Source organism: Lysinibacillus phoenicis, assembly GCF_047238325.1.
In the GTDB taxonomy this organism is placed as follows: domain Bacteria; phylum Bacillota; class Bacilli; order Bacillales_A; family Planococcaceae; genus Lysinibacillus; species Lysinibacillus irui.
In genome coordinates, this window is the sequence record NZ_JBDFMP010000002.1 from 1,144,712 (window position 1) to 1,165,377 (window position 20,666).

General features: G+C 38.2%; 20 protein-coding genes. 3 read left to right on the plus strand and 17 right to left on the minus strand.

The genetic code is table 11. The features are described from left to right. The first annotated feature begins 91 nt into the window (after nucleotides 1-91). On the plus strand, nucleotides 92-745 hold the full coding sequence (locus tag ABC382_RS07270) for a Yip1 family protein (protein WP_274796522.1): 654 nt from the start codon (nucleotides 92-94) through the stop codon (nucleotides 743-745). A gap of 40 nt (nucleotides 746-785) precedes the next feature. On the opposite strand, the gene ABC382_RS07275 is transcribed toward ABC382_RS07270, so the two are convergent. The 10 genes from ABC382_RS07275 to ABC382_RS07320 form a co-directional block, all read right to left on the minus strand. Continuing rightward, nucleotides 786-2,534, minus strand: coding sequence for a methyl-accepting chemotaxis protein (locus ABC382_RS07275; RefSeq protein ID WP_312507122.1), 1,749 nt, complete (start codon nucleotides 2,532-2,534; stop codon nucleotides 786-788). Between the two features lie 237 nt (nucleotides 2,535-2,771). Beyond that, nucleotides 2,772-3,974 carry an NAD(P)-dependent malic enzyme gene (locus ABC382_RS07280; RefSeq protein ID WP_274796520.1) on the minus strand — a complete coding sequence of 401 codons (1,203 nt, stop codon included), beginning with the start codon at nucleotides 3,972-3,974 and terminating at the stop codon, nucleotides 2,772-2,774. Between the two features lie 398 nt (nucleotides 3,975-4,372). Continuing rightward, nucleotides 4,373-5,203 carry an MBL fold metallo-hydrolase gene (locus ABC382_RS07285; protein WP_322610492.1) on the minus strand — a complete coding sequence of 277 codons (831 nt, stop codon included), beginning with the start codon at nucleotides 5,201-5,203 and terminating at the stop codon, nucleotides 4,373-4,375. Nucleotides 5,204-5,248: 45 nt separating this feature from the next. After that, entirely contained in the window at nucleotides 5,249-5,809 is a 561-nt protein-coding gene (locus ABC382_RS07290) for a hypothetical protein (RefSeq protein WP_322610491.1), read from the minus strand. After that, a complete protein-coding gene (locus ABC382_RS07295) occupies nucleotides 5,793-6,677 on the minus strand; it encodes a hypothetical protein (RefSeq protein ID WP_322610490.1) in 885 nt (294 codons plus the stop codon). Before ABC382_RS07295 ends, ABC382_RS07290 begins: the two co-directional genes overlap by 17 nt. Before the next feature lie 152 nt (nucleotides 6,678-6,829). Beyond that, complete coding sequence (locus ABC382_RS07300) at nucleotides 6,830-6,961, minus strand: hypothetical protein (protein WP_412926690.1); 132 nt, start codon at nucleotides 6,959-6,961, stop codon at nucleotides 6,830-6,832. Nucleotides 6,962-7,077: 116 nt separating this feature from the next. Further along, a complete protein-coding gene (locus ABC382_RS07305) occupies nucleotides 7,078-7,269 on the minus strand; it encodes a hypothetical protein (protein WP_322610489.1) in 192 nt (63 codons plus the stop codon). A 137-nt stretch (nucleotides 7,270-7,406) separates the two neighbouring features. Beyond that, nucleotides 7,407-7,538 (minus strand): hypothetical protein, encoded by a 132-nt coding sequence (locus ABC382_RS07310; RefSeq protein WP_322610488.1) that lies wholly within the window; start codon nucleotides 7,536-7,538, stop codon nucleotides 7,407-7,409. Nucleotides 7,539-7,591: 53 nt separating this feature from the next. Beyond that, nucleotides 7,592-8,401, minus strand: a complete 810-nt coding sequence (locus ABC382_RS07315; protein WP_322610487.1) for a sulfurtransferase — start codon at nucleotides 8,399-8,401, stop codon at nucleotides 7,592-7,594. A 10-nt stretch (nucleotides 8,402-8,411) separates the two neighbouring features. Continuing rightward, a complete protein-coding gene (locus ABC382_RS07320) occupies nucleotides 8,412-12,023 on the minus strand; it encodes a dynamin family protein (protein WP_274796510.1) in 3,612 nt (1,203 codons plus the stop codon). A gap of 251 nt (nucleotides 12,024-12,274) precedes the next feature. Between ABC382_RS07320 and ABC382_RS07325 the strand changes: the two genes are divergently transcribed. Both ABC382_RS07325 and ABC382_RS07330 read left to right on the plus strand, forming a co-directional pair. Continuing rightward, nucleotides 12,275-12,700, plus strand: a complete 426-nt coding sequence (locus tag ABC382_RS07325; protein ID WP_322610486.1) for a DUF4183 domain-containing protein — start codon at nucleotides 12,275-12,277, stop codon at nucleotides 12,698-12,700. 24 nt (nucleotides 12,701-12,724) lie between these two features. Continuing rightward, nucleotides 12,725-13,045: a DUF4183 domain-containing protein gene (locus ABC382_RS07330; protein WP_322610485.1), complete on the plus strand. Its 321-nt coding sequence runs from the start codon at nucleotides 12,725-12,727 to the stop codon at nucleotides 13,043-13,045. A 40-nt stretch (nucleotides 13,046-13,085) separates the two neighbouring features. Here the strand turns inward: ABC382_RS07330 and ABC382_RS07335 are convergent, their stop codons facing one another. From ABC382_RS07335 to nikB, 7 genes are read right to left on the minus strand one after another with little or no spacing between them, the layout of a single operon-like run. Then, complete coding sequence (locus ABC382_RS07335) at nucleotides 13,086-13,829, minus strand: 5-oxoprolinase subunit PxpA (protein ID WP_274796507.1); 744 nt, start codon at nucleotides 13,827-13,829, stop codon at nucleotides 13,086-13,088. Next, nucleotides 13,826-14,686: a 5-oxoprolinase subunit C family protein gene (locus ABC382_RS07340; RefSeq protein WP_274796506.1), complete on the minus strand. Its 861-nt coding sequence runs from the start codon at nucleotides 14,684-14,686 to the stop codon at nucleotides 13,826-13,828. Before ABC382_RS07340 ends, ABC382_RS07335 begins: the two co-directional genes overlap by 4 nt. A 3-nt stretch (nucleotides 14,687-14,689) precedes the next feature. Further along, nucleotides 14,690-15,385, minus strand: coding sequence for a 5-oxoprolinase subunit PxpB (pxpB, locus tag ABC382_RS07345; protein WP_322610484.1), 696 nt, complete (start codon nucleotides 15,383-15,385; stop codon nucleotides 14,690-14,692). Beyond that, nucleotides 15,369-15,983, minus strand: coding sequence for a pyroglutamyl-peptidase I (locus ABC382_RS07350; protein WP_274796504.1), 615 nt, complete (start codon nucleotides 15,981-15,983; stop codon nucleotides 15,369-15,371). The genes pxpB and ABC382_RS07350 overlap by 17 nt, the downstream gene beginning before the upstream one ends. A gap of 6 nt (nucleotides 15,984-15,989) precedes the next feature. After that, nucleotides 15,990-18,818, minus strand: a complete 2,829-nt coding sequence (locus ABC382_RS07355) for a M14 family metallopeptidase (RefSeq protein WP_322610483.1) — start codon at nucleotides 18,816-18,818, stop codon at nucleotides 15,990-15,992. A gap of 5 nt (nucleotides 18,819-18,823) precedes the next feature. Further along, nucleotides 18,824-19,726: an ABC transporter permease gene (locus ABC382_RS07360; protein ID WP_322610482.1), complete on the minus strand. Its 903-nt coding sequence runs from the start codon at nucleotides 19,724-19,726 to the stop codon at nucleotides 18,824-18,826. Further along, entirely contained in the window at nucleotides 19,726-20,658 is a 933-nt protein-coding gene (gene nikB, locus ABC382_RS07365) for a nickel ABC transporter permease (protein WP_312507645.1), read from the minus strand. The genes ABC382_RS07360 and nikB overlap by 1 nt, the downstream gene beginning before the upstream one ends. Nucleotides 20,659-20,666: the final 8 nt, after the last annotated feature.

Consider the following 20,666-nt stretch of genomic DNA (forward strand, 5'->3'; position numbering starts at 1 on the left):
TTATTTTAATTTTCTACGAAACTTTTCTTCACTTCACTCGTATATTAACATATGGAATAAGCAATTATACTATTATTTTGGAGGTAGTTTGATGGAAAACTATAATGAGACATCGCAAGAAGAAAGGCCAAGACTAAATCCATTTTTATCAGCTTGGCTACATCCAAAGCAAACGACTCGTTATATGATTAATGAAAAATCTATTGGCTTTGCAATTTTGATTTTGTCTATTGGCTATATCGGCTCTCTTATGTCTGGACTAATTGATTCGGAGTTATTTCCCGATTTATCACCATGGATTTTAGCATTATTATGTATCATTTTCGCTCCAATCGCTGGTATTATCGGGACAGCTATTTCTGCATTGGTCACTTGGTTATTTGGTAAGTTATTTAAAGGTACCGGTACTTACTCTGACTTATTTAAAGGATTAAGTTTAACAGCAGTACCTTATATTGTCCTCATTCCGCTTTATATTATTTGGTTAGTTACATCACCAGATTCATTATTAGATCCGAACTTTATCGGAGATGTGCCATGGATCTTTTGGCCAACTGTTTTAGCAACTATTGTTGTTAGTGTATGGTCTTTTGTTATTTCTGTTGGCGCCGTTGCAGAAGCACATGAAATTTCTAACTGGATGGCCTTCTTCACTATCTTTATTCCAGCTGTTATTTTATTCATCGTGTTCTTTGTTCTTTTCTTTATCATCCTCATCGGTATTATTGGTGTTGGCATGATGTAAAAAAATCTCCCCTCTCATTTCAGAGAGTGGGAGATTTTTTTTATAGTTTGAATTGAGCAATGAGTGCTTTCAATTGTAATGCTAATTCCGATAGTTGAGCAGACTTTCCAGCCATATCCTCCATTGAGCTACTTGTCTCTTCTGTCGTAGCTGTTGTTTGCTCGACACCTGCAGCAGATTCCTCTGCTACCGCAGCAATTTCTTGAATAGAGTTGTTCATTTTATGACCATCTTCTGTAACTTTCGATAAATTCGTTGAAATTAATTGGACACTCTCCACTACATCATTAATGGAGTGGCTAATCGTGTTAAATGTTTCAGTAGTAGCTTTTATTTGATTCGTTCCTTCTTTTACTTCTTGGTAACCATCCTCTAAAGAGTTCGTGACCACATCAAAATCTTGCTGAATATTCGTGACGATGGATGTAATATCGTTTACTGAAAAGGCTACTTGTTCTGCAAGCTTACGTACTTCATCTGCAACAACAGCAAATCCTTTGCCATGCTCTCCTGCTCTTGCCGCTTCAATCGCAGCATTTAAAGCTAACAGGTTCGTTTGATCTGCGATATCCTTAATGACCACGACCAATTTAGAAATTTCCTGTGCTTGAGCATCTAATTTTTTCACTTTCTCAACGGCATTTTGCACGATGCTATCAATCTTTTCCATTTGAGAATTAGAGGATGTCATAAGCTGACTTCCTTCATTCGTTAATGCTAAAACTTCTACTGAAGATTGATGAATATGTGCACCATGCTGATTCGTTTCCTGTAAATCTGCTGTAAAGCGCTCCATTAATGAAGTTAATTCACTAGAATGGTGGGCTTGTCCCTCAGCACCTGATGCTAATTCATGCATCGTAATCGCGACTTGCTCCGCTCCCATATTAACTTCATTTGCTGAATGCGTTAGCTCTTTACTAGAAGTGTTAATTAAGTCAGATGCTTGAGCAATATTATGAATCATATCTTTCAACCTTATTTGCATTTGATTCATTGCGCTTGCCAGTTTACCAATTTCATCTTTTGAACGTATAGCCATACTTTCTTGAGATAAATCTCCCTCTGCAAAACGCTCCATCGCTTGAGCCGCTTGGTTTATAGGCTTCGTCATACTACTCGCATATTGCCAAATGATCAATATCCCAACAATAATGGCCAAGCCAATTACTATAAGTGTTATTTTAAGAATACTTTGTGCTGGTTTATTGAAGTCCATTAAATAAGTGCTCGCACCAATGACCCAACCCCAATATGGATCCGTTTCCGCATAAACCCCTTTGTCCTCTAACTGACCTGAATTAGGTAATGGCCACGAATAAGAAACAAATCCACCACCTTCATTCCCTTTGGCAATGATTCCTTGTATGTACTTAACGCCATTATCATCCTCTTCATCCCAGACATTCGTACCCTCTATATTTGGATGGGCAACAGACATCCCTTTTTGGTCAACGACAAAAATATAACCATTGTCGCCAAGTTTAATGTCCTTATTAATCGGTCGCTTTCCTTCACTATCCTTTTCTCCTAAAATAGCAATCTTTACTTTTTCCTGAGCTTCCTCTAATGATAAATTGCCTTCTTCTACCTCTTGATTGAATTGCTCAATCATGGCTATCGTCATTTCCACACTATTTTTTAGATTTTCTTTCCCTACCGTCTCTAGGTTTGATTTACTTTGCTGATAGCTTATAAAACCTAAGATAAGTAACGGAATCATTAAAAGTAGCAATGAAAAAGCGATTAGCTTCGTTTTAATAGATCGAAATTGTACGATTGATTTCATTTTCCCTCATCACTTCTTTCAATTTTAAATGGACTTAAGACTTATTTTTCAATCTAAATCTGTCATCAATAAGTATTTCTTCTTCTTCAATCAACTATGTAAAACATTCCATTTTACTTAATCATTTTATTACATAAAACACCAAATAACAACAAATTTCGAGCATATTTGATAAAAAACAGATAGAGAAAAGCACTTCACTTTTCCCTATCTGCTCTATTTCCCTATTCTATTTTATTAAACAGATAATGCTGCACTTTGTTGGAATAGCTCCGAAACGCCAGATTCTACAGCTGCACCGCTCACAGCCCTCGAGACGATTGCCACAACACGTTCATCTAGTGACTTTGGTACAATGTATTCCTCTGTTAACTCCTCGTCACTGACAAGAGATGCGATTGCTTCCACAGCCGCAAGCTTCATGGCTTCATTAATATCCGTTGCTCGCACATCTAAGGCACCACGGAATATACCTGGGAATGCAAGCACATTGTTAATTTGATTCGGATAATCCGAACGTCCCGTTCCCATAACACGTACACCCCATGCTTTGGCATTTTCATAGGTAATTTCAGGATTTGGATTAGCTAAGGCAAAAACAACTGGATTTGCATTCATGGACGCAATATGTGCCTCTGTTAATAGATTCGCAACAGAGACACCAATAAAGACATCCGCACCAATTAGCGCATCATCCAATGTACCATGAAGCTTATCTGGATTCGTTAAATGTGCAACCGCTTCTTTTATCGGATTCATGCCTTCCGTACGTCCCTCATAAATAATACCTTTTGTGTCACACATATAAATATTTTTATAGCCCATTTGCACAAGGATACGTAAAATAGCAATTCCTGCTGCACCCGCTCCATTAATAACAACCTTCATCGTTTCTACATCCTTTTGCACAATGCGATTCGCATTTATCATCGCTGCGCCTACCACGATTGCTGTTCCATGCTGATCATCATGAAATACGGGAATATCGCATTCCTGACGTAGGCGATCTTCAATTTCAAAGCATCTTGGAGCCGAGATATCCTCTAAGTTCACGGCACCAAATGTCGGAGCAAGCGCCTTCACAATGCTGACGATTTCATCCGTATTCTTCGTATCTAAACATATTGGAAAAGCATCAACATTGGCAAAACGCTTTAGTAAAATCGCCTTCCCTTCCATAACTGGTAATGCCGCTTTTGGTCCGATATCCCCCAACCCTAAAACTGCCGTACCGTCCGACACGACTGCCACCATATTCCCTTTCATTGTATAGTCATACACGAGTGATGGATTTTTCTCAATTTCCACACAAGGCGCTGCCACCCCAGGTGAATAGGCCAAACTCAGATCATACGAATCTTGTACTGGAACCTTTGAAGTCACCTCTAATTTCCCACTATAATGTGCATGCATTTCTAATGCCTTTTTCATTACGTCCATTCCATCCCATCCTTTTCCCTTTGTTTTTATTGTATTTCAGTATCATAATACTTTGTGAAAATATAGTCAACGAATTTTCTGTCAATTTAATTTCATCTTTAATAAATGCTGTTTTATCTACTTAGAATACATTTTTATGTCAAATTACACATTTCACAATCAATTATTTTTAAATAATAATAGCTAGAGAGTAATCGCTGAAGAATGTACAACTGTAGCCTTTTTGCCTGTTCAACTTTTCACATAGTATTTTTCTTGTGTAAAAGAGAAGTTTTTCACAAACTTATGTAAGCGTATCCATCATTACAATTGGTTTTGTCACAATTTATTCACATTTTTTCACAATCTTATTTATTATAACTTCAATTCTTTTATATAAAGCAACAAAAAAAGAGCCCCTATAGTAAGGACTCATGCATGAATTGATTGATAAAAGCTGTGATTATATGCTTGGACGACCATTGCTCACCAGATACTTTGGTAATTGGATAATCTCGTGGGAAGATACTTCTCGTCATGTCTTCTACGGAATATCCTTGCTTATAAAGTTGTCGTACTTTATCTTCTAGTTGTTCAATATACGCAATTTTCTCCATTATTTTTTCTCGACCATTCGGCAGATACCCTGCATGACAACAAAATACCTCTTTAAAATCATAGTTTAATAATTTTTTTAAGGACGCTAAGGTATGTACAATATTTTCCTCGTCAAGTACAACCTTTGTTTTGCTTTGAACATATAAATCACCCGTAAACATTGCACCAGTTTCACGATTATAAAAGGCTACATGATCCGTTGTGTGACCAGGTGTTTCAATGACATCCCAAACTGTTGTCTTTGTTTGCAATGTAGCAACAAGCGGCTGAGCAACAAATGCTGGACGCTCCCCCCATAATGCTTGACGATACATAGGATAATCTCCCACTGTTTCACAACGAGTAAGAGAATCACGGTGAAGATAGATTGGTACATCTTTTTGCTGCTGAAGCCAAGCAACATTTCCCGCATGATCTTCATGAGAATGTGTCAATGCGATTTGCTCGATTGATAGAGGACTAAAAAAAGATTGAAACTCCTGTGCCAATGAATTAGAGCCTGTATCAATGAGTAATCCATCCACAAAAAAACTGTAAACACTCATCCCGAACCCTTGTATAGCTACTTTCCCCTGCGCACTTTGCACATGACCATTGTGATGAATCTCAATGCTCGTCTCACGTGTAAACATCCATTTTCCCCCTTTTCAAGAGTGTAGCATAAAATGAATGGCGAGTCATTTTAAGGGAATTCTAGATTTCATGGTAAATTTAATGGATTTTCTGATTCGTTGAATATGAAACAGTAAACGTACATTGGCAATAAATAACAAGATCGCACCAATTCTTACAAATATAATCATGGAGAAGTAATCCACATTCATGATAAAAGTCCATCCTGCAGCTACCCCTAAAACAAGCCACTGATACATCGTCAAAATACGAGATGTAGTTTGAAGTGCTTTATATTGTCGTTCAATTTCCGCTACTATCTTACCAAACTCTAAAATAATAAATAATTCAACGATCACTGTTATCACTAACTGCCAGGTACTTATAACGATATTTATTGGCAAGAGATTAACAAAGAGTAATCCGATATCGAAGAAGATCAAATTTTTCGCCAATGTTTTTCCTTTAAAATAAGATAAACTTTTAAATAACGCACTATAAAACAAAAATTGTTGAATGTAAAAAGCAAAGGGAACGATATTCAATAGCACCAGTTTCAAGCAAAGGGCAATCGAAAGCCATTTTAAGAACTCTAAATGTCGGTACTTTTCATCCATCACAATCATAACGCTGGCGCTCCTCTTTTATTTTTTGAATATCTAATACAGCTTTTTTATCGATCCATACTGGCCATATCGCATCCGATCCACTTACACTTACTTTGGCATGAATATCTAATCCAGAATCATCGGTTTGAAAGGAAACATAGACAATTTGCCCTTTCTTCACGGAAATAGGGAAATCCTTCTCTGTATAGGCCACATTATTCACTCTCAATTCTAGCAATTCAGTATGCCTCTTTAGGCATGCAGGTATATTGACTGCATCAATTTGCGTATCCTGTGGAGATTCAAACGATGCCGAATGTTCCCCATTGCTACTACCAGATACACGAATTGAACGAACCGTTCTTTGATTAGAATCATCCCATTTTAAAGATAAGGAAGTAGCTAATTTTTCACCATCGTTTAGGACTAAGTATACCTTCTTCGTTTGAAGTAGCTTTTGGATTTCCGTTGAATTGGCACTAAAATAAGCGGCACGCATAAATTGATGGGCAGTTTCATTCACCACATCACTAGAATAATAAAAGTAGCCACCCTTTCTCTGGTCTCCAGTACTCGTTGTCCATAATGTAACATCGCCAGCCTGTAAATATTCAACTTTACGATAATCGCTTTTATTTGTTATATAATGTATTGCAAAATCATGCGTGTCATTATCACTATAAAAATCGTAAACAAGCGGAACAATCATAGGGTTAGCCAACTGCTTATGCACATATACCGCACTATTACTAAGCAGCAGAACCATCAAGCCAAACATTATTACACTTAGCTTACTGACACCTTTACGAATTGCTATTATCATCATTGAAATCGTGATGGCTATAAGTAGCATAGCAATGCAATAATACATACTATTTAAGCCCATTCATTCCCCCCCTCTGAAATACTCTATATAATACCATCAAACCCTAAAATAGTAAAAATTACTTTATTTAGTAACAAAATACTCTCTGCTATTCCTCATTTCAGTGCGGTGTGATTCACTACTTTTCTTTTCTATCCTTCAATTTGAGTTTTCTATCCACTTCCTCTATTCTTTCCTATTACTCCAGGTGCACTATCCTCCACTTTTTCTTCTCTATCCATCACTTCGGGCATTCTATCCACTACTTTTTCTTTTCTATCCTTCAAATTGAGTGTTCTATCCACTTCCTCTATTCTTTCCTATTACTCCAGGTGCCTTATCCTCCACTTTTTCTTTTCTATCCACCACTTCGGGCATCCTATCCACTACTTTTTCTTTTCTATCCTTCAATTTGAGTGTTCTATCCACTTCCTCTATTTTTTCCTATTACTCCAAGGGCCCTATCCTCCACTTTTTCTTTTCTATCCATCACTTTAAGCATCCTATCCACTACTTTTTCTTTTTTATCCTTCAATTTGAATGTTCTATCCATTTCTCTATTCTTTCCTATTACTCCTGGTGCCCTATCCTCCACTTTTTCCGTTCTATCCATCACTTTAGGCATCCTATCCACTACTTTTTCTTTTTTATCCCTCAATTTGAGCTGGCTATCCACTTCCTCTATTCTTTCCTATTACTCCAGGTGCCTTATCCTCCACTTTTTCTGTTCTATCCTTCAATTTGAATGTTTTATCCACTTCCGTTATTCTTCCCCATTAATCCAGACGTCTTATCCTCCACTTTTTCTGCTCTATCCACCACTTCCGGCATCCTATCTACTACTTTTTCTTTTTTATCCTTCAATTGGAGTGTGCTATTCACCAAAAGCTTCTCTATCCATAAAAAAAAACGCCCACCGAGGTGAGCGTTTCCTTTTATTCATTCGTACCTTTTTCCACATCGTATTGTGTAATCCAGTCACTAAAGCTGCCTACGTATAATTGGATGTTTTCATAACCTTCATCTGCCAAAACAGCATAGAGTGGGGATGCTGTTACACCGCTGCCACAGTAGACAACCACTTGTTCGTCACGCGCAACTTTTTGACGTAATGCGTCGTTCGCTTTTAATTGTCCATCTACCTTCAGCTGCTCCCAATCGAAGTTTTTGGCTGTGGGAATATGTCCTGCTACTTGATCTAATGGCTCTATTTCTCCTCGGTAGCGCTCCGCTGCACGTGCATCGAGCAAAGTAGCCTGCACTTCACCATCAACTATAGCCTTTACGGCTTGGCGTGGTGCATAAAGCTCATCCTTCCAATCAAAATCGATGATCGTTGGAGGGTATTTAATAATATCCTTGGTGAACGGAATTTTCGACTCGAGTGCAGGTGCACCGCCGTTTACAATCACAACATTTGGGAAACCTGCATAAGTTAGCATCCACCATGCACGTGGAGCAAATGGAGCTGCTCCTTGATCATAGACAACAATTTGATCATCATAGCTTAAGCCTAATTCTTGAAAGACGGACGCTAATTTTTCCTTGCTCGGCATTGGGTGTCGGCCTTCTTTACTGTCCATATCTGATAGCTGTTGTTCTAAATCAATATGAACCGCCCCTGTTGCATGGCCTTCTTCAAATGCTTTTTTCCCTGCCTCTTTATTCTGAAGATCGAAACGAGCATCTATAAAGCGAACCCCATCAAACTGAATTTCATCCACTGATTTGAATACTTTTCCCATATCAATCACCTCATGCGTATTGTAATTGTGCGTAAATTGCTTTCCAGGAAGCTAAACGGCTCTCTTCCTGTAGTGCCAATCTTTCTGTTTCAATTTGTTCAAGCGCTTGATGATAAATATATAAACGTAATTTTTCTGCTTCCTCTGCAATAAACGTAATCGCCCATGTCATGAGAGAAACTTTCTGTGCATCTAAATAATCTTGTGCATCTGGCTTTGTTAATGTTTCAAGTGCTTCACTTAACTTCATTTTTTCATTCTTTTCAAAGAATGCTTTTTGATTGCGGAAGTGAGATTTTACGCTCGCATATTTTGAGATATCCGCGAATGGTCCTTCAAAATCCAATAAATTCGGCTCTGAAGATTCGAATGATAAGAACGAGAAGCTTCGATTTAATTCTTTGAGCTCGCGTACTTCATCTTTAAAGCGTTGTTGCATTTTTTTACTAATAAACTGTGATAAACGGAAATTAGTAACACGCATTTCCTGTGTGAAATCAAAACGTAAACTTTGCATGACTTCCTTCAATGCATGCTCCAATGCTTGCTGTGCTGGCATCGCTGCAAATGTCGACGGATTGTATCCTTCCTTAAAGAATTCTGGATAACGATAATAGACACGTTGTAGAACATAATACAAAAGCTCATCAAGCTCTTGCTTCGTTTCACTTTCTAACATACTTGTATTAAGCGCACTGAACTTCGTTTGAATATGTTGTTCAAGTGTTGTTAGTTCCTCTAAACGCTCATCTTTACGTTTTAAGTTTTCCTCCGTTTGGGCAATTAAATCTGCCAGGCGCTGCTCTGTTTTATCAACTTCTTCTGCAAGTGCCTGTACGGCTAGCGCACTCAACTCATCATTTAAGAATGTATGGAAGTCGTTTTCAAACGGTGGCATCCCTGATGCTAAATCAGCATCTTCTACTTTTTCTTTTAACGCTAATAGGCTGGAAACCCCGTACAAGCGAGGGAAACGAATACCAAAGCGTTGTAACTCTGAACGAACATAGCCTTTTACATCTTCTTGCTCTTCTTCAGTTGTTGCTAAATCAATCGCATTGACAATAAAGAACATTTTATCAAGCTCAAATGCATCCTTTACACGACCAAGCTGAATTAAAAACTCACGATCAGCTTTGGCAAAGGCATGGTTATAATACGTAATAAATAGGATGGCATCTGCATTACGTATATATTCAAAGGCTACCCCTGTATGACGTGCGTTAATAGAGTCTGCTCCTGGTGTGTCTACTAGCGTTACACCCATACGTGTTAGTGGGCTATCATAATAGAAATCAATATTGTCAACAAAGCAAGATTTATTTTCTTGCGCAACAAACTTTTCAAATTCTTCACGGTCCACACGGATAATTGTTCCCAGTTCAGATTTAAAAGTTGGATAGCCTTCCTTGTAAGCACGAATAAATGATTTATGAACATTTAAACGCTCATCCGATAACTGTACGGCAAGTCCTTCATCCGCACGGTTAAATGCTTCTTCCAATGAAGATACTGCCAAGCCGATTGCTTTATAAGAGCCTTGAATATCCTCTAACATTTGCTCGGCTGTTTTAAGCTGTACGTCTGCCGTTTCATGTGGATGCTCAGGCGTTACAGGGCGAATTTTATTAATAGCTGCTGTTGTAGGGTTTGGCGATACTGGTAAGACCTTCGCGCCCATTAATGCATTCGAGAAGGAAGATTTCCCCGCACTAAATGCCCCAAACAAAGCAATGGTAAAATCTTTTTTCTGTAATCGTTCCACTTTATTTTCAAGATAGTGCGCAACTTCTGCAAAGCCTTGTACCTCTTTGACAGCATTGGCCGTATGAAGGGCACGATGAATAACACCATCAATTGGTAAAGTCGTTGCACTAACAGCCTGCTGAACTTCTTCTTGTTGGATCACTACTTCTTTCGGCTTCAGCATAGACTCATCAAACAAGCGAATATCGGCTAAATCTTGCTTAAAAGAATGTTCCCAATTTGTTAGCTGTTGATTCGCAATTTTACGGATTTCATTGCTTGCTTGATGCATAATGCTTGCACTATATTGCTGATAGCCTTCGATTTCAAGTACAGCATTAATCGCATCCACTTTATCCTGCATAGCAGCCATTTTTAGTTTTGAAGGTGCTGCCGTTTCTGTTGCCACTGCTTCAAGCGTTGTCGCTTGGGCATTTTTCCAGCTATCTGTTTCTTGGATGAAATAGCGCTTCGTTGCCTCTGCGACACGGTTAGCAAAGTTTAATACAGCATCACCTGTTAATAGTGCGCCTGTTTGAACTTGCTGCTCGATCAATGAGAAAGGTAAGTCAAATTCATAGCCATCGATCGCTGAAGCCCGTTCTTCATTTAAAGCGCCAACATCCTTCAAGGCCTTTTTCATAAGCCCTTTTAGATGCCCTGTGATTTGGGCATGAACAACATTTTGATAGGCACTATATGCATCCTCTTTACGACGATTACGCTCTTCCTCTGTTTTTTTCTTGGCAGTAAAGAGTCCCCCTACTTTAAAGCCCTCCTGCATACTTTCTAAATACAGACGTAAACGGTCACGTAAATCAGCTGGCATAATAGCAGCATTCGCAAGTAATTCCTTACGCTGCTCTTCAAACGTTTCATTCCAAGCTTCTACTGAGAATAATTCAACCTGACGATTTAATTTATTGTATTGCTCTAAAATATCTTGATGGTGTGCCCAGTCATCTGCACTTAAGATGTCTTCATCAATAGCTAAACGATCCTCTTTTTCTTCCATTAAATAATTGTCATGCTCACTTTGCAATAAACGCAATGTATTCGTTGCTGTTTGTACAAGCTGCTCCTGCCAATCATTCATACTATCCATAACAATTTTCTTGACCGCCTCAAAATCATTATGTGGATGTTCTGGCTCTCTTAAAGAAGTGAAGAATACACCTTTCGGTACAACTCCCCATGCAGTAAAGGAATTATGAACAGTAGCTTTAAAGTCCTCAAAGCTTAATTCATTGTCTTTATGCTTATCAATCATATTGACAATTAAATAAACGTTTGGATTATATTTCATTAACTGCTTTGTAAATTGGAAATTCAGCTCTGACTGCACATGGTTATAGTCCATTGTATAAAATACGATATCGGCAATATGGAGTGCTGATTCAGTTGACATACGGTGTGCATCATCTGTTGAGTCTACCCCTGGCGTATCCATCACAGTTACACCTTCAGGGAGTGTAGAAGTACTGTGGCCAATTTCAATTTGTGACACTAAGTCTCCATTTTTACTTAGCTCTTTTACCGTTTTAAAATCATAGCCAGCCTCAAATTTAACAGGCTTTTCATTGCGCATATAGACGATTGCATAGTCTTCCTCAGATTTATGCACTTTTACGATGTTAGCACTTGTAGGAATCGGACTAGAAGCTAGTAAATTTTCGCCAGACAGCGCATTAATCATACTTGACTTCCCTGCAGAGAAATGGCCTGCAAAGCCAATCACATACTCTTTTTGTTGAATCTTCCGAGCAAAAAGTGATGTTTTATCCATACGCTCCGTATCACCATTATGCTGATAGATTATGTATTGCAAAGAAGCTTGCTTTAAAAGCCCCTCCAATTGTTGTTCAAAATCTTTCATGAAACCAGTAACCCCTTTTTCGTTAATTATTCATAATTAGTATTCTACCTTATTCAACTAGCAAAGTATAACACTAATTTACGGTAAAAGGCATGAATGCCAACGCTTCCTCCTAGCTAGTACGCTTCGATTGTATGAAATAATTCTCGTTAAATGAAAGATGCTCAACTAGATAGAATGATATTTTCTTCATATTTTATAGTGAACCTATTCGGGGCAAGACTATTTTTTAGAAAAGAGTGTGATAGCACATGGTGAATCCTAAGAATCATCAGCACGTTGAAAAAGATTGTCCTTGTAACTGCGAGAATCGATTTATCTGGCCCCGTATAAAAGCAACAAACGGAGTGCCCGTTGTTCCTCCTTCTGAAGTAGTCCCAGAAGGAGCCATTATTCCGACCATCCATCGATATTTTTATATTGTCACAGCGGATCTTGATTTAACAAATGGGGCTACACTTCCAGCGACCCTCTTTTGGAATGACAATGCCGACCCCATTACTGAATTTACAATTTTTTCGCCCAACGGTTATATCAATCTTTATATTAATGCCGTTATGCAAGAAGGCGGCATTTATACGGTAACTCCAGCCTCACTCACGATTGATCCCTACAATGCTGCATTGTATAGAGGAACGCCCATCATCATTGAATCACTAGGCTTCACAACAAAATAAGCAACACGAAAGGAGGTGAATCAGGTGGCACTTTCCATCATTAATATTCATGTCAATGTAACTGGTACTTCTACAAGATTTTTTAACGTCTTAGCTGCACCTCTAGCTATTACAGACGGCACAACAGTCGCTGCTACAACATTTTTAGATGATAGCGGCACAGCTGCAACTGCATTTCCTGTAGTCGCGAATGGTTACTATAATTTATATATCAATGGCGTTCTACAGGAAGGTGATGCGTATACAGTTTCTGCAACTGAAATAACATTCAATACTGTTACGGCTTCGCTTTCTGCTGGAACACCAATTGTGCTTGAAGCAGTCGAATTAGTAACAACGATTTAAATAAAAAGGATGCCTTAAACAACATTAAGGCATCCTTTTTTCACATTTGTTCTAATTGCCTTCTGAGCGCAGCAATTTTTTTAGCATAGCTCAGGGCATGTGGGCCATCTCCATGAATACATAAGGTATTCGCAGCCACTTGTATTTTTTTTGATTGTACTGATAAAACTTCATTTGCCGTCAAAATACCTTTTACATGTACCAGCATTTCTTCTTCTGTTTGAATTAAGGCATTTGGTTCTTGTCTGTTTACTAATGTACCATCATCATTATAACGACGATCAGAAAAGACTTCCTCATATACTGATAGTCCCTTTTCCCTTGCGATTTTCGCCATTTGGCTACCAGATAAACAATATAAAATAAGTTGTGGATTGAAATCGTACACGGCATCGATAACGGCTATTGCTTTTTCCCGATCATTTGCACATTGATTATAAAGTGCTCCATGCGGCTTCACATGATGAAGTATCCCTTTTTCAATTTGCACAAATGCTTGCAATGCGCCAATTTGATAGACCGTCAAATCGTATATTTCAGCTGGACTTAAATCCATATTTCGGCGTCCAAATCCCTCACGATCAGGGTAGCCCGGATGTGCACCAATATGGACATTTTTACGAAGAGCACTGCGAATCATTTGATGCATAATTGTATGATCTCCTGCATGATAGCCACATGCAATATTGATAGAGGTTACATAGTCAATTATTTCTTCATCTTTTCCTGATATAAAAGCTTCGAAACTTTCGCCTATATCGCAATTAAAATCCATTGGCATCATTCCTCCAGTACAAACTTGATTGTGTTAAACATACGCATTTGAGCCACTTTATGTAAATCATCTTCATGGATCGTCGCAATAATAGGATAGCCTCCTACCGTTTGAGCATCTGCCATTAAAATAATGGGATTACCACTTTGGGGCACTTGGATGGTGCCAAACTGGGTGGCTTCTGAAAGGATATCTTGCATATTTTGAAGTTGCAGGGTAGGCCCCTTTATGTAATAGCCCATACGATTACCACCGATAAATTGAAAAGGATTTTGAAGAAAAAGGCGTTGACTCTCCTCGGTAAATAACTCGAAATGGGGTCCTTTAAACATTCTCACTGTAATGGAGCTGGCAAAAGTCGGACGATATGGGGCATAAAGGCCTCTATTCATTTTTAATGGAGATGCGACTTGCCCATACAAAATACTCCCTTTCGAAATCGCTGTACCTAGGTTGCCAAGTGGTAGGTATGAGCTACTACCAAGCTCATATTCTGAATGAAATCCTCCGAGTGGTGTCAGGTAAACAATGGAACCTTGACTCACATTCTTAATCGCAAGTCGATCACCCTTTGTTAAATGGAATGTCTTCCACATTTCGATTGGCGAACTATTGACCAAACATGTGCAACATCCACCAGTTAAAACATAGATGCTATCTGCCAGTGCCTCAAATTCAAATCCACCTACAAACATTTCAAAAGATGTTTGGTCATGAAAATGATGTAAGATTAACTGGGCTGCATGAAATGATACGTTATCCATCGGTCCAGATAACGGAATACCAAATGCCCGATAGCCATACCGTCCCTTGTCTTGTAAGCTACCATAAACACCTTGTTTTGTTACGAGCAGAAGTGGCTTCAATCGCTACACTCCTTTGCTTTTCATTTCCCAAAATTGTTGTTTGGTAATTTCATAAAATTGAACTTCATCACCTAGTTCGAATAGAAACGGTTCCTTCCCATTCGCATCAAATAGATCGAACGGCGTTTTACCGATAATATTCCAGCCACCCGGTGAATCAACGGGATAGATTCCTGTTTGTCCACCTCCCACGCCAACGGAACTCGCAGAAACAGATGCCCTTGGATTCTTTAAGCGTGGCACAAACAGTTTTGCATCAAGCTCTCCTAGGTAAGGAAAACCAGGCAAAAAACCAATTAAATAAACATAATAGCTTTTGGACATGTGTAGCCGTTTAATGTCCTCAAATGATAAGCCTGTATAATCCATGACGCGCTGTCTATCTAAGGCAAATTCCTCATCATAGCAAACGGGTATTTTTAAAAGCCTATTCGTCCCATCAGCAATAGCTGTGGACACTTGCATCTCAAGCCATTGCCTTCTTAAAAGGTCCACATCTACTTGCTGTTTGACATAGGCTGTAACTGTATGATAACTTGCTACGCTTTCTATTAGATTGTGCCGTAATTGTTTAGTTAGAAAACGATTGAATGCTTGTACAGCATGAAAGTTGGCGTGTGATATTTCCTCACGGAATGCAAAACGTATGGTCTGCTGACTAATCCACATCGAATGTGGAAAATCAATGATCGTCTGCACGTACAGTCTCCTCTATACAAAGCTTCACAGCATCAAGTAAATCCTGGCTATTCCACCCCGGAATTTTACCATGTTGTATAGCCAAATCGAAGGATGCAGGAATATGAATAAAGCCAGCGCGAACACCTTGATGATGCTGTGCATAAACAAGCCCTTCATACATTATGTTATTGCATAAATATGTACCTGCTGTATTGGAGATTTCGGCTGGATATCCTTCTGCTTGTAATCGATTTACCATATTACGAATCGGTAAATTTGTTAAAAAAGCATCAGCGCCCTCTTCCTGAATACTCTCGTCAACGGGTGTGTAGCCGTTATTATCAGGCTCCCCATCTTTCACATTAATAGCAATGCGCTCTGGCGTGATTTTAAACCTGCCCCCCGCTAAACCTAATGAAATAATAATTTGAGGCTTTACCTCGTCTATATATTGCTTGAATTGTTGTGCCGATTGCTGAAAATCTACTGACAAAATACGTCCAACAATCGTATAGTCACCTATCTTCTCTCCATCTAAATTTTCTACAATTTGCATTGTTGGGTTGATCTTATAATCAAGAAATGGCTCAAACCCTGTTACTAATAGTTTTGTCATGTTTCGTCACCTGATTTCTATAGGACGTTTTTTTATGTAGCGTCCAGATTGATTGTTTTTATCTACTGGAGTAGATAGTGTGGCTTCTATAATCGCCTGATTAAATAATTTATGTGCTTTCACGCACGAGATTAATTCTTCATCGTAAACAATTTCATCAGCAACTTCAGAAATTATATCTAAAGCTACCCACTGCGGATAGCGTAAAATACTTACAGAGGAATATGCTGGGGTTACTTCCATACTACGATAAAAATTTATATTTCCCATTTCCTCAATTGGGTATTTTTCCGGGTCCCACTTTGTACCATATTTATAGTATCGATTACGCCAGTATGCATTTTCTTGGGCAAATGTTGATCCTTCAAATATCTTATTTACCCTTTCAGCTACCAGCTCAAGATTTCTAGCCTGTACTTCCTTCGTTTCATTATTTGCATAACGTCCAATTCCATATATTTTGGCACTCGGGATAGTGTAAGAAACTGGGAAAATCGGTGGGCATGCATAACCTGCAAACGGTTGAACCCACTCACGAGCTGGTATGCCATGGTCATCTATTATTACATCAGGAGCCCACTTTTTTAAAATGAGTGGTAAAACATTTGCCTCACCAAAAACACTTTTTTTGAATTTAACATGCGCAAATTCTAAACCAACCGCATTAAACCTCGCTGCATGATGCTTCCATTTAGGATGTTCTTTTGTCAAACTCTCCATAATTTCATACCCATCTGGGTTGGATAATGGAATAATAATTATATTTATTTTCTTTAAGATTTCTGGATAATGGCAAACAATATCCTCCATTAATTCTAATATAGCAGGAGTGCTAGATACTTCATTTGGATGATGGCCAGCTTCAAAAACAATCGTATGTTTTTCATCTGATTTTTTTAGCCCTGAATAATATTCACTCGTAATAGGTTCAGTCACTTCGAAAAATGGAATGACAGTACCTTTATAAGATATATCTCCATAATTTAATTTGACCTCTGAGTATTGTTTAAAACGCTCTACTAAGGAAACTAGATTTTTCATGTTGTGTTTTAAAAAGGTTCTTGCCTCAGTTACCTTCAGTTCATTACCTATAGACATTTCTACAGTTTCAAACTGTCCTTCTTGATTAAACAAGATTCGCTTTGTAACGGGTTCCGTCATCGGTTTGTCATTCCACTGGTAAACCTTTATGTCACTTTTGATAGGCTTATACAGATCTTGTTCTATATGAATATAAGGAATTACACCACCTGGAGCTTTGTATGGCTGATTAACTAACTGGCGGCCAAGCTCATGAAAATAGTCTAAAGTATTAAAGTATAAATCCTCGTATAACGCCTCAAACGATGAGTTCGCTTCTTGCTGAACACCGATTTCTTCTTCGATTCCAGAAGAAGTAAAGTCAATTTCGATTCGATCAAATAATGGAAATAGTTGTCCTTGATTAATATTATTCGTATCTATTTTTAACTTTTTCACCATTCGGGGCAATAACTCTTTCACATAGTATTTATAGAAACGTTCACGATCAGAAAATATGATGTTCTCTTGCACTTGCTCTGTTTTGTTGAATAACCTATACCCAGCAGTAGTTGGATAAGCTTTTTTCTGACCATCAACATAATCTACTTCACTAATAAGTGGATTGAGCTCAGCTATTAACTGATCATCTACAAATACTCTATAAACATGTTGTTGAGCGCTTGAAAGCTCAAATTGCACATGCTCTTTAGGTATCCCATATTGCATTTCAATCATTTCATCCACTGGATAAAGCTCCATAATCCAGCGATTATGTTGCTCTAAGCCGTCTACACTTACCCCATCCTTACAAACTATTTTTACCTTTTGAAAGCGCCTTCCGACAGATGGAAGTACTTCCTCCAATATCCAGTATAAACCTGTTTTAAAGGCAGAGCGAACTTTAATTGTTGTCAAATTTGAAAATTTTTCATATAAATCTAGCTTGAATTGATCACGATTTTTTTTATTGGCCGTCATATAAATTTCAGCCTCAAACGCTTTATCTATTTCTTCTTCTAATGCTTTTATCATGTACGAAGCCTCAGATTTATCGCTCCATTGTTCTTCCAATAAAATAGCCGCTTCATTCACTTGTTTTTCGTTGAACTCCCAAACTCCAAGCAGTCCACCCTCCGACACGTGCTTTGCTGTTGCAATGGAATGGACAACGGCTGGTAGGATATCTTTCGTACCAGAGATTTGAATGGCGTTTTTGGCGGTCAACTTCATATAACTTTCGTTTTCGTTCTTGAATGAAATGGTTACATGTCGCTCTTCTGTTGTTATAGCTGGTAATGAAATAGATGTGGCATACAAGCCTAAACGCAATGCAAGATAGCAAACCTCTTTTAACAGAGCATTTGTCTTTAGGTCTTCTTGTATATCCATTTTTACACTTATATGTTGCTGGGGATGTGCCTCATCCTTTTCACCCGTGCCATAGGCTGACCAAAGATGACTTAAATTCTCATAATACGTTAATGGGCTGTCCGTTTTGGTGTCGACCATTCCTTCACTGGCTATTGCACTTAACAATGTAGAAAGTGCTGATTCACTCTCATAATAAATGATAAATGTAGAGTCATCTTGTGAAATAAATGTTCTAGTATATTGTAAAAACTTCATTGTATAGGACTGATTGGCTGGCTGAAATAAATCAAAGTCAGTTTCATTTGATTCAAAGCCTAAGCGTAAACAAAAATCAATTAATCCTAATGGAACTAAATCTTTAGGTAAATCTATAAATAAAGAAGGCTTTTTTTTCGTTTCGTTCTTTTGAAATAAACTAGAAAAAATTATAGAGTTCATCATATCACCTAAACTTTCATATTTGGATCTAAGCGATCTCGCAACCAATCTCCCAATAAATTAAACCCTAAAACAGTTAACATAATGGAAATCCCTGGGAAAACAGATATCCACCAAGCAGAGGTCATGTAATTTCTGCTATCCGCTAACATTCCTCCCCACGAAGGTACTGTAGGCTCCACACCTAACCCTAAAAATGTTAAAGAGGCCTCCAATAAAATAAACTCTGCAATACACATCGTTGCTAACACTAAAATGGAGGAAGCAACATTAGGAAGTATATGCTTAATGATTATTTTGAAGTGTGTCCCACCAATTGCCTTTGCTGCTTGAATATACTCTTGTTCCTTTAAAGCCAAAATCTCTCCTCGAATTAATCTTGCAAAACTAACCCAATATGTAAGTCCTAGGATAATAATAATTTTTTCAATACCTGTTCCAAAAACACTCATGATTACGATGGCTAGTAAAATAAACGGTAACCCCATTTGAACTTCGGCTAATCGCATTATTAAATCATCCATCCATTTCCCAAAGTAACCTGAAATAATGCCTAGAAATGTACCAAGCACTAATGAAATGATTACGCCACAAATGCCGACTAATAGAGATATACGTGCTCCGTAAATAATTCTGCTTAGCAAATCACGCCCAACTTGATCTCCTCCGAGTAAGTATTGCGATTTTCCAGTATCATCAAGCAATTTGGGTAGATCAAGCCGATGTCCTAAGCTAGCCGCACCCGGATCATAGGGAGCAATATAAGGCGCGAATATAGCACACAGTATCGTAGCGACAACCAATAAAAAGCCTATGATGCCTGTTGGATTGTTCTTCATGAATTTCAGAACGGTTACTATTTTATTGGCTTTTTTTATTTCGATTGCTTCTGTTTCCATTATTTGAGTCATTATTGCTCACCTCTTCCAGTCCTAATTTTCGGGTTAATCAATGAGTAGCATAAATCGACGATTAGATTTACTATGATCATAATAAGTGCTAAAAGTATGATTCCTCCCTGGACCACTGGATAGTCTCGTTGATTAATTGAATCAACAATTAGCCTTCCAATTCCAGGCCAAGAAAAGACTTGCTCGACAATAACCGCACCTCCTAATAGCCCACCAAACTGTAAACCAACATATGTTACTGTAGGCAATAAAGCATTGCGGAAAGCATGTCGAATGATAACTAACCATTCTCTTATTCCTTTCGCCCGTGCAGTTGTGACGTATTGCATTTTAAGTACTTCCAGCATAGACGTACGAATTAATCGAACTAGAATACCAGATAGAATGAGCCCTAAGGCAACCGATGGCAAAATTAATGAGCTAACCCCATCAAATCCGGATACTGGCAACCATTTTAGTTGAACAGCAAAAATTAGAATTAGCATGAACGCCAACCAAAAATTGGGGAAAGAAATACCTAACAAAGAAAAAATACGACTAAATACATCAATAGTTTTTCCTTTATAAATGGCTGATAGAATACCTAACGGAACAGCAATTAACAATGCCACTGCCATTCCACCTAAAGCAAGTGCAATTGTCGGCCATGCTCGTTCGAGTAACATCTCTAAAACTGGGCTATTGGAACGATAGGAAGTACCAAAATCAAGTGTTACTAAATCCTTCATAAATATGAAGTATTGTTCCCAAACAGGCTTATCTAAACCGAGTTTTGCTGTTAGTTCTTCTACAGCCTGCTGTGAAGGTTCCCCAGCCCCAAACATTATACTTACTGGGTCACCTGTTAAACGAATGGAGAAAAATATAATTAATGAAACCGCAATGATTACCAGCACGGTATGCGACAAACGTCGTAGAATATAGGAAAGCATAATTCCAT

Excerpts from the sequence above, each read along its gene's own strand:
- ABC382_RS07320 (WP_274796510.1), bottom strand. The coding sequence starts at position 12,023 with ATGAAAGATTTTGAACAACAATTGGAGGGGCTTTTAAAGCAAGCTTCT.
- ABC382_RS07270 (WP_274796522.1), top strand. The coding sequence starts at position 92 with ATGGAAAACTATAATGAGACATCGCAAGAAGAAAGGCCAAGACTAAAT.
- ABC382_RS07355 (WP_322610483.1), bottom strand. The coding sequence starts at position 18,818 with ATGATGAACTCTATAATTTTTTCTAGTTTATTTCAAAAGAACGAAACG.
- ABC382_RS07360 (WP_322610482.1), bottom strand. The coding sequence starts at position 19,726 with ATGACTCAAATAATGGAAACAGAAGCAATCGAAATAAAAAAAGCCAAT.
- ABC382_RS07280 (WP_274796520.1), bottom strand. The coding sequence starts at position 3,974 with ATGGACGTAATGAAAAAGGCATTAGAAATGCATGCACATTATAGTGGG.
- ABC382_RS07295 (WP_322610490.1), bottom strand. The coding sequence starts at position 6,677 with ATGGGCTTAAATAGTATGTATTATTGCATTGCTATGCTACTTATAGCC.
- ABC382_RS07305 (WP_322610489.1), bottom strand. The coding sequence starts at position 7,269 with ATGGATAGAACGGAAAAAGTGGAGGATAGGGCACCAGGAGTAATAGGA.
- nikB (WP_312507645.1), bottom strand. The coding sequence starts at position 20,658 with ATGCTTTCCTATATTCTACGACGTTTGTCGCATACCGTGCTGGTAATC.
- ABC382_RS07325 (WP_322610486.1), top strand. The coding sequence starts at position 12,275 with ATGGTGAATCCTAAGAATCATCAGCACGTTGAAAAAGATTGTCCTTGT.
- ABC382_RS07315 (WP_322610487.1), bottom strand. The coding sequence starts at position 8,401 with ATGGGAAAAGTATTCAAATCAGTGGATGAAATTCAGTTTGATGGGGTT.
- ABC382_RS07350 (WP_274796504.1), bottom strand. The coding sequence starts at position 15,983 with ATGACAAAACTATTAGTAACAGGGTTTGAGCCATTTCTTGATTATAAG.
- ABC382_RS07285 (WP_322610492.1), bottom strand. The coding sequence starts at position 5,203 with ATGTTTACACGTGAGACGAGCATTGAGATTCATCACAATGGTCATGTG.
- ABC382_RS07335 (WP_274796507.1), bottom strand. The coding sequence starts at position 13,829 with ATGATGCCAATGGATTTTAATTGCGATATAGGCGAAAGTTTCGAAGCT.
- ABC382_RS07290 (WP_322610491.1), bottom strand. The coding sequence starts at position 5,809 with ATGATTGTGATGGATGAAAAGTACCGACATTTAGAGTTCTTAAAATGG.
- ABC382_RS07275 (WP_312507122.1), bottom strand. The coding sequence starts at position 2,534 with ATGAAATCAATCGTACAATTTCGATCTATTAAAACGAAGCTAATCGCT.